Raw genomic sequence first — 6,033 nt, 5'->3', positions numbered from 1 at the left:
CTCTTCCGATCTGCCTTCCTCTTCGACCACGTCTTCCGCACCAGCCTCAATAGCCAATTCCATTAGCTCCTCTTCTTCCACGCCTTCGGCATCCACCACGATCACGCCACGCTTATCAAACATCCAGGCCACGCAGCCGGACTCGCCCAGATTGCCGTTGCTCTTGGAAAAATAATGACGAATATCCGCGACCGTCCGGTTCTTATTATCGGTCATGGTCTCCACCAGCACAGCCACGCCAGCAGGCCCATAGCCCTCGTAGAGGATCTCTTCGTAGACTGCGCCGTCCAGGTCGCCGGTACCTTTTTTGATGGCTCGGTCGATATTATCCTTGGGCATGTTTTCGGTCTTGGCCGCATTAATGGCACTACGCAGCCTGGGGTTACCGTCCGGGTCGCCGCCGCCCATCTTGGCTGCCACGGTGATCTCCTTGATCAGCTTGGTGAAAATCTTGCCTCGCTTTGCATCGTTGGCACCTTTCTTCCTCTTAATGGTGCTCCATTTTGAATGTCCTGACACGGTTACTTCTCCTTCGTTACTGTTAAATCATGTATAAAAATCGAACCGACATCGCCGGTGTTTTCCTTCGAAAAAATTCTATCGCCTAAACCCACGTCCCAACAAAAATATCTCCCGGCTTTCAGTACGGGAACTCTGAGGCTTCACCACCTTAACCGTGGAAAAGCGCTGTTTGCATTCTTGCTGAAACTCCGGAAAATCTTCCCCCTGAAAGACCTTGCAATAGAAACTGCCGTTCTCATGGAGCATCAACTCAGCAATTTCCAAAGCCCGACGGCACAGGCGCAGGGAGTACTGGTGATCGGAAAATTGATTACCGGTGGTTCTCGGAGCCATATCGCTGATCAGGGCGTGAAAACCGGGCCAAAGTTTGCGCAGCTCAGGGACCAGTTCATCAGAATAGACATCATAACAGAGCCAGGTAATTTCAGCATGGTCTTTTTGGGTGGGAATATCGGTGTGCTGGAGATCAACACCAACCACAGCTCCCTTGGCTCCAACCACCTTGGCTGCATACAGACTCCAGCTGCCCGGATGACAGCCCAGATCTAAAACACGTTGTTTCTTTTTAAGAAATTTATGCTTCTGCTGGGCCTCTTCCAGCTTATATACTGACCGAGCCGGGTAATTATCTTTTTTCGCCTTATGAAAATAAAAATCCTGTTCTTTCCGCATGGTGATTCAGATTGTACATGAAAATACTCAGGGTGTTACCCTGAGCTGGTTAATTACAGCCCCTTCAGGGCTTTTTCTTGACTTTATTGCTCAGAAGGATTGGCGGGACAGGTCTTCCGCCTCCGAGGCTGCCAAAGCCAGTGCTTCCTCACGGGTACTGACCCGATGTTCCATATGGGCCTCTTCCACTTGGTCCAAAATTTCACGGAACAAGGGACCAGGTGTAAGACCGAGTTCTTCGATCAAATCCCTGCCTGTAATCAGAGGAGGAGCCGTGCGCACCGGGGTCACATGCTTTTCCTCGACCTGAAGCAGACGGTCAAAAAGTCCGGCCACCTCCTGCTCAATATCATCAGGGCTGGCCTCACCTTTCCCAGCCAAAGCATCGGACATGGCGACCAGAAACAAACCAGGAAGGTGTTCTCCAATTTTTCGCACCAGACGCAGACAGGCTTTCAGGGTCAGCTTGCCCTGCCGCTGATTATTGGCAAGAAAAAACGGACGCATATGGCCACCAATCAACCGAGCGACCAGCGCAGTGTCTTCTTTGGCCCACCGAAGCCGCCCGGCGATTTCAGTCAGGATGTCAGCCCCGCGCAGATCATGGTTATAAAAGGTGATCCGCCCGCCTTTGTCCTCATTGATCCCATAGGTAACGGGTTTGCCCACATCATGGAACAGAGCAGCCCATTTCATCTGCACCTGCCGTTTTTTCGTTGCCAAATACTCTGTCATTACCGGGAAAGTCACCGGGAAGTAATGTTCAAGGTCTGCAAGCACCTGCTCCATCTGATACAGAGTCTCCAGGCAATGCTCAAACACATCCAGATGATGACTGGCAGGCTGATCCATGCCCTGCCCTGCCCGCAGTTCTGGCAAAATTTCCCAAAGCAACCCGCTGTCCCGCATCGCGCTGAAGGTTTGATGCGCTCTGGGTGAGGCCATAATCAAGTCCAGCTCATAGGCAACCCGTTCCGTGGCTACCCGATCAATACTTTCCCGCTGCTGGTGGATCTGTTCCAGGGTATCCGATTCAATGGTAAAATCAAGGACCGCAGCACAACGAAACACCCGGAGCATCCGCAACGGATCATCAGAAAAACTCTTTTTCCCGGCAACCCGTACCTGCTGTTGCTCCAAATCAACAAGCCCACCTGTCGGATCAATGATTGGTAACTCATTCTGGTCCTGACAACGACCTGTGAGCAGATCATGGACTGGCACGGCCAAGGCATTCACAGTGATGTCACGTTTCTCCAGATCCTCTGCAATGGACTGCGCACCGGCCCGGAACGAAGAAAAATCAACATCCACTCCTTTCCGAAGCACAATCCGGGCTGCGTCTTCCTCCCGACCCAATTCCACATAGGTTCCGCCGGTGATAACTTGTAACTTTTCTGCCCATTGTTCGGCATTGCAAGCTACGGTGAAATCAAGATCGCCAGGCTGCCGCCCCAGAAGCAGATCACGCACTGCACCGCCTACCAAATAGATTTCACCGCCGAATTCCTGATGCACGGCTGCCAGCTTCTCCACTAACCCGTCCGGGAACAGGGCCAGTACGGTAGCAGCGGAAAGGATATACTTATCATTCTTTTTCATAATGGGCAACTATACCAAGAGATCAGCCTCTGCACAAGCAGGCAAAAAAAGGTCGGGAGGTGCTGCAAAGTAATCCCACCGTACCTGTTTCGATGCGGATGGAATCGCCACAAGACAACGGCAATGATTATCAATCTCATTTATCTGTCTGTTTTGCTTTAATTTTCCGCTTGACTTTTTCCTGATAACAGAGAATGTTGTTATGATCAAAGGTTGAAACAACCGATTTGCATGACAGAGCTTGCCAAAGTACCTCTGCATCTTTTCACTCTCCATTCATAACGTTCAGAGGTGCTCATGTCTACACGAAATAATAATCTGGATGATCAGAACGAGCCTCTGGATGTTCCAATCCTCGTTGAGGATGTCCTGATCAAGATTTCGGAGATACAAAGCCTTATCTGAAATATCCGGGACGAGATTACGGAGGTTCCAAACGAGATCTCGTACATCCGAAACGCGGTTCTGAATGTCCGAAACGAGATCCCGGATGTTCGGGAAGAAATTCTGCACATCCAAAACGTCATTCTGAACGTCCGAGATGAGATTCAGGATGTTCCGAACGTGTTCCCGGATATACGAAACGTCATCCGGGGTGTACAAAATGAGACATTGAACATCCCGGAACAGCTGCCGGACATGCGCAACCGCCGTGACGGCAAAGATAAACCCATTTTTTCAGGAGGAAATCTCATGGCCTACAAACGCAGATCATCACAAGTCATCGCCGAAGCAAAGGAACGCGCCACCAACCTGAAGGCTATTGATCCGAACCTGGATTTGGGCAACGGCCTCACGGTCGCTGCCTTTGAGGACGAGATCGCCGAGGTGCAAAGCACTCTGGAGCAGTACAATACCCTGCTTGCCCAGGCCGACGCATTACTCAATGAGCTGAACGACCGGGAGAAAAAACTCGGCACCAAGTCCGGTCGGATGCTGGCCGGGGTGGGCGTCAAGTACGGCAAGGACAGCAGCGAGTACGAAATGGCGGGTGGCACCCGTACCAGTGAGATTAAGCGGGGGAAGAAGAAGGAGGAGCCGGAGGAATAGGCGGCCTTATTCGGGGCAGACAGTGATCAATCGAAAAAAGGAGGTGGATATCGAAAAACAGAAAAATGTTAAACAACAATACCTTCGCCATTCAGCTAACAGACTTACATCCCAACTTGCTTGCTAATTGGGCTATAATACGTGTTCGTGGGTTGTCACTGTAACTCGTTGAGTATAGATAAAAATAATTAAAACTCTGTCCGCCAAATCCCGGACCGTTTTTTAATTTACAGGTCAATTATTAACTCTTTGAAACACTGTAACCTCTGCTGAAAGATCGCCATTCAGAATGGCGAAGGTATTGAAACAAGTAACCATCAAGAAAAACATAAGGAGGAAAGAATGAAAAAACAGTTCATTGCCATTACGATGGCACTAATCGGTAGCCTGCTACCGATTATAACAGCACAGGTGAATGCAGCCACCGAGGCCGAAATTGATGATGCCATTCAGGACGGCTTGGCTTGGCTGGCGAGCCAGCAGCGTGCTGATGGTTCTTTCGGGCAGGCGGGGTGGGACTATTATCTGGCAAACACAGCTACAGCGGTACTCTCATTGGAAAACGAGGGGCATTTTCCCGGCGGTGGCTCTTCCTACTCTGATGAAGTGGAGAAAGGGTTGGATTTTATTTTCCAATATGGTCATAAAATAAACATCAATCTTCAGACCGTTGGCTATCCTGGCCGGAATGACGACCCAGACACCAACGGCAACGGTCAAGGTGTTTACTTCGACTCCACTGGCTACACCTACATGTATGAAACCGGTATTGTCATGCAGGCTCTTGTGGCCAGCAGCACACCGAATCGGGTTGTTTCCACAGGTGATCTAAAAGGAATGACCTATCGGGAAGTCATGGAAGACTTGGTGGACTTCTGTGCCTGGGCGCAGATAGACGGTGAGAATGGGCGCGGTGCTTGGCGCTATTCTTATTACAATAATGCAACTGGCTATGGTGACAATTCCGTAGCACAATGGCCCACCCTTGGTCTTGTCGCTGCTGAACAATGGGAGATCTATGCTCCCCAGTTTGTGAAAGATGAAATGCAGCACTGGGTTACCTTTATTCAGGACCCGGTAACGGGCGGCTCAGGATATGATGTTCAAGGCAATTGGATAAACGTTGCAAAAACAGGCGGTTTACTTGTAGAATTCTACTATCTCGGTGATGATAAAGATAGTCCGAGAGTACAAAAGGCCATTGATTACATCAACTCGCGTTGGAATGACGGCCCTTCCGGCGGTTGGTTTGGAAATCTTGGTCATCCTTATGCCATGTTCGGCGTGTTTAAGGGACTCGAGCTGTTACAGATAACAGAAATCCCCAATGCTCAACCAAATACGGAAACCCCGGCTGGTGATTGGTGGGGTCACTACTGTGAATTTTTGGTCAATGATCAGATTCATCCAACATCGGACTCGGGCTATTGGAACGGTTATAACTATGCTGGTCAATACCTAGCAACGCCTTGGTATATAGTGATACTTCAGGCAACTATTTTCCCTGTTTCCGTTGATGTCACAGTACCGGGAACAGCCTGCACAGACACGGGATACGATGTCAGCGTTCACTACAGCGTGGAACGGTTCTTGGCAGACGGGACTTTGACCGTCTATAGAGATGGCGTTGAATACGACACCATTACACTGACCGATTTCCAGGGATCAGACACTGTGAACTACAATATCCCCAGTGATGATCTGGGCGTTTACACATGGAAAGCTGTGCTGAATGTCACCGGCGGAGGAATTACAATGGAAACGGAGGATGCTGCTTCCGGCGAGGCATATGAAAGCCCTCAAGTTTCCGGGATACCCGGTCAGTATGCGCCGTTCTCGACCTTTGATTTGGATGACTATCAGACCTGCGAATGTTCCGATGTCACCTGGCAGGCATTGAATGTCCCTGCAGCTTGGACGGTTACTATTGACACTGACAATGTTGTCACCATAGTTGCTCCGGCAGATGATGTCACCCCGGCGGAGATCACCTTTGAGGCCACGTTCCACTGGGGTCCGATAGATTGTATAGACAGTGCCACTGCGACCTTCTACCCTAACCCAAGTTCGTAGGATTTGTGCTCAAAACACGAAAAAAAGTCCTTTTTGGGGCCTTGCTCCTCTTTCAAATATCTGTAATTACTCATCACAGATTTTCGGATTCTTAATGTAGTGCCAGAGAGTGCG

The 6,033-nt window shown here is 49.9% G+C and carries 5 protein-coding genes; 2 read left to right on the top strand and 3 right to left on the bottom strand.

The window, feature by feature from the left end; all coding sequences use genetic code 11:
* From L2082_RS17925 to L2082_RS17915, 3 genes are all read right to left on the bottom strand, one after another.
* Window positions 1-519: YebC/PmpR family DNA-binding transcriptional regulator (locus L2082_RS17925; protein WP_446012069.1), on the bottom strand; the 519-nt coding region annotated here is incomplete at its 3' end.
* A 78-nt stretch (window positions 520-597) separates the two neighbouring features.
* Window positions 598-1,194, bottom strand: coding sequence for an SAM-dependent methyltransferase (locus L2082_RS17920; RefSeq protein ID WP_446008610.1), 597 nt, complete (start codon window positions 1,192-1,194; stop codon window positions 598-600).
* Window positions 1,195-1,284: 90 nt separating this feature from the next.
* Window positions 1,285-2,796, bottom strand: a complete 1,512-nt coding sequence (locus tag L2082_RS17915) for a CCA tRNA nucleotidyltransferase (protein WP_446008611.1) — start codon at window positions 2,794-2,796, stop codon at window positions 1,285-1,287.
* A 564-nt stretch (window positions 2,797-3,360) separates the two neighbouring features.
* On the opposite strand from L2082_RS17915, the gene L2082_RS17910 reads away from it, so the two are divergent.
* Both L2082_RS17910 and L2082_RS17905 read left to right on the top strand, forming a co-directional pair.
* Window positions 3,361-3,846: a hypothetical protein gene (locus L2082_RS17910; protein ID WP_446008612.1), complete on the top strand. Its 486-nt coding sequence runs from the start codon at window positions 3,361-3,363 to the stop codon at window positions 3,844-3,846.
* 342 nt (window positions 3,847-4,188) lie between these two features.
* A complete protein-coding gene (locus L2082_RS17905; RefSeq protein WP_446012068.1) occupies window positions 4,189-5,919 on the top strand; it encodes a hypothetical protein in 1,731 nt (576 codons plus the stop codon).
* Window positions 5,920-6,033: the final 114 nt, after the last annotated feature.

It is taken from the genome of Candidatus Electrothrix sp. (assembly GCF_052785085.1).
This window is presented reverse-complemented; position numbering and strand designations above follow the sequence as displayed.